The organism is Streptomyces sp. NPDC002044 (assembly GCF_040296725.1).
GTDB lineage: Bacteria > Actinomycetota > Actinomycetes > Streptomycetales > Streptomycetaceae > Streptomyces > Streptomyces antarcticus.
In genome coordinates this window covers 1-2764 of the sequence record NZ_JBEOXU010000297.1, presented here as the reverse complement: position 1 = coordinate 2764, position 2764 = coordinate 1, and the positions used below count along the sequence as shown (strand labels likewise).

4 protein-coding genes are annotated in these 2764 nt (G+C 73.0%); 3 read left to right on the top strand and 1 reads right to left on the bottom strand.

Annotation, left to right across the window (positions count from 1 at the left end):
* Window positions 1-99: 99 nt before the first annotated feature.
* On the bottom strand, window positions 100-303 hold the full coding sequence (locus ABT106_RS31675; RefSeq protein WP_351284439.1) for a cold-shock protein: 204 nt from the start codon (window positions 301-303) through the stop codon (window positions 100-102).
* A gap of 233 nt (window positions 304-536) precedes the next feature.
* Between ABT106_RS31675 and ABT106_RS31670 the strand changes: the two genes are divergently transcribed.
* The 3 genes from ABT106_RS31670 to ABT106_RS31660 all read left to right on the top strand — a co-directional run bounded on the left by ABT106_RS31670 (window position 537) and on the right by ABT106_RS31660 (window position 2261).
* Window positions 537-914, top strand: coding sequence for a VOC family protein (locus ABT106_RS31670; protein WP_351284436.1), 378 nt, complete (start codon window positions 537-539; stop codon window positions 912-914).
* A 179-nt stretch (window positions 915-1093) separates the two neighbouring features.
* Window positions 1094-1384 (top strand): hypothetical protein, encoded by a 291-nt coding sequence (locus ABT106_RS31665; protein WP_351284434.1) that lies wholly within the window; start codon window positions 1094-1096, stop codon window positions 1382-1384.
* 322 nt (window positions 1385-1706) lie between these two features.
* The gene (locus ABT106_RS31660) at window positions 1707-2261 is read left to right on the top strand and encodes a YceI family protein (RefSeq protein ID WP_351284432.1); all 555 of its coding nucleotides are present in this window, start codon (window positions 1707-1709) and stop codon (window positions 2259-2261) included.
* The last annotated feature ends 503 nt before the right edge of the window (window positions 2262-2764 follow it).

Sequence of the window (2764 nt, the reverse complement as noted above, 5' to 3'; positions counted from 1 at the left end):
CTTTCCCTCCACGCCGCTCTTCCGATCTGGCGACGGGGCCCGCACCGGTGGTGCGGGCCCCGTCGGCACAGAGGGAGGTGGAGGACTCGGAGCGAGTGCTCAGGCGCGGATGATGTTCTCCGCCTGGGGGCCCTTCTGGCCCTGCGTGATGTCGAACGACACCGCTTCGCCCTCGGTCAGTTCGCGGTATCCGTTGCCGGAGATGTTGGAGTAGTGGGCGAAGACGTCCGGTCCGCCCCCCTCCTGGGCGATGAAGCCGAAGCCCTTTTCGGAGTTGAACCACTTCACGGTGCCGCTGGCCATGCTCGTCCTTCTGTCCAATTCAGCGAGCGGCCCGGATCGGAGCCGCTCAGGTGCCCGGGTCGGGCGCCCGCCACCTTCCTCCCCGTGCCGCCCGGCGTCTACACCTGCCCGTGGGAACTCGTCCCGGCCCGGAGCCGTCCTGCGCCGGCGAACGCCCTCCCCTGCGCTGCCCGCGCCGCCCGCGGGCCGCCGGGGCACGATGGGAAGGGGCCGCAGCGGCGACAGGAGTGATCATGTTCCGGGACACGAAGGCATTCAGCGGGTTCTCGGTGGACGACGTGGGGAAGGCGGAGGAGTTCTACGGCGGGACGCTCGGTCTGCGGGTCACCCAGGAGCACGGCATGCTCTTCCTGCACCTCGGGGGCGGCGGCAGCGTGCTGCTGTACCCCAAGGACGACCACCGGCCCGCGGACTTCACCGTGCTCAACTTCCCGGTGGACGACATCGAGGACAGGGTCGACGCCCTCACGGCCCTCGGCGTCGAGTTCGAGCGCTATCCGGGATTCGGCCAGGACGCGAAGGGCATCGCCCGCGGGGAGGCCGGCTCCACGCCGTCCATCGCCTGGTTCAGGGATCCGGCCGGAAACGTCCTGTCGCTCGTGGACGAGTAGTCCCGGGGCGAGGTGCCGCGGGGCGAGGTGCCGCAGGGCTTGCGGAAGGCCGCGTGAGCGCCCCGGCCGCGGCCCCGACGTGGCCGGTACGCTCCCCGGCGGGCCGAGTGTGCACCCATCGGGCTGTGTCCCGGGCGGGGGTTTGCGGCAGGAGCGCACCGGCACGGGATGATGGGCGCATGAGCGAGTACCGATCCACCCTCGACAGCACCGGCCCGGCGTCCCTCCCGCGCGAGCCGCGCACGCCCGCCTACCGGCACAAACTCCGCTACGAGAACCACGACACGGCGCTCGACTCGCAGGACACCCCCACCCAGCAGTGGAGCGGTCGGCTGCCCACCGGCAAGACCACGGTGACATGCCTGTGCGGCCTGGACACGGGTGCGGTCCCGAGCGACGAGGCACGCCTCGTGTACGAGGAGCACCGCAACCTGATCCGCGACGAGATCGCCACCAACCCGCAGGGCTGAACACCGCCGGCGAACCCGGCCCGGCCGGTGCCTCCGCCGCGCCCACGGACGGCTGACCACCGGGGCCCCGTACCGGATGGCGGGAAGCGGCGCGGCGGGAAGCGGCGCGGTACCGCACGGGGCGGTACGGCCGTACGACGCGGCTCGGCACGGCCCGTACGGCGCGACTCGGCACGGCCCGGTACGGCAGCGCGGGCCGCCGGGCACCGGCTCTGGCCGATCGGGTGACGTCCGGGCGCGGTCGAACGCGTGTCGTGGTCTGCGTGGCTAGCGTGGACGAGCGCATCTCGTCCCCGTCCCCGAGCCCCCGCGGAGCAGGCCCATGACCACCACCCCCCTCGCGTCACTGACCGGGAACTACACCCTCGACCCGGCTCACAGCCAGATCGGCTTCGTGGCCCGGCACGCCATGGTCACCAAGGTGCGCGGCGCGTTCAACGAGTTCGAGGGGAGCGGGTACTTCGACGGTGAGGACCCCTCGAAGTCCACCGCCAAGATCACCATCAAGACCGCGAGCATCGACACACGCAACGAGCAGCGCGATGGCCACCTGCGCACCAACGACTTCCTGGACGCGCCGACCTTCCCCGAGATCACCTTCGTGTCCACCGGCGTGCAGCGGCTCGGCGACAACGACTTCCGGCTGACCGGCGATCTCACCGTCAAGGACGTCACCCGTCCGCTCGGCATCGACTTCGAGTTCCAGGGCAGCGCGACGGACCCGTACGGCAACCTGCGCGTCGGCTTCGAGGGCTCGGCCGCGATCAGCCGCAAGGACTACGGCATCACCTGGAACGCCGCCCTGGAGGGCGGCGGCGTCCTGGTCGGGGACAAGGTGGTCCTGGAGTTCGAGGTGTCGGCGATCCGGCAGCCCTGACCCGCCGGACCCGGGACGCCCCTGGACGCCCCGGCCACAACACCCCCTGGGCGTCGACCGGCACGTTCCGGGTCCGTCGTCCGCTCCGCCGAACCGGGCGGGCCCGTGGCGAAGAGCCCCGTCCCCCGGACGTCCGCCGCTCGCGGCGGGCCACGTCCTCGAAGCGTCCGATGGGTCCGTCCGGGCCGGTGGCCCGGGCCGGCGACGCAGCCATCGGCGGGGTCGGCGCGGGGTGGGCACCTCCCCCGGGTCGGCGGCCGCCCCTCGCGGGAGCACCGGGCCCCGCGGCCCCGCCGTGTCCACCCCTCGGAGCGCAGCTCGGGGAGGAGACGGGCGCGCGGCCAGGCGCGTCCCTTGGCACGAACGGATCGGCTGTTCCCGGCTGTCACGACCGGGCGTACCGCGACCGCCGGCCCGCGTACCACAGGCCAGTCAGCGCCCGGCGTTACCGGGCCTGTCCGCCGTGCTCGTCGGCACCGGCGCCGTCGGCCTGGTCGCCGCCA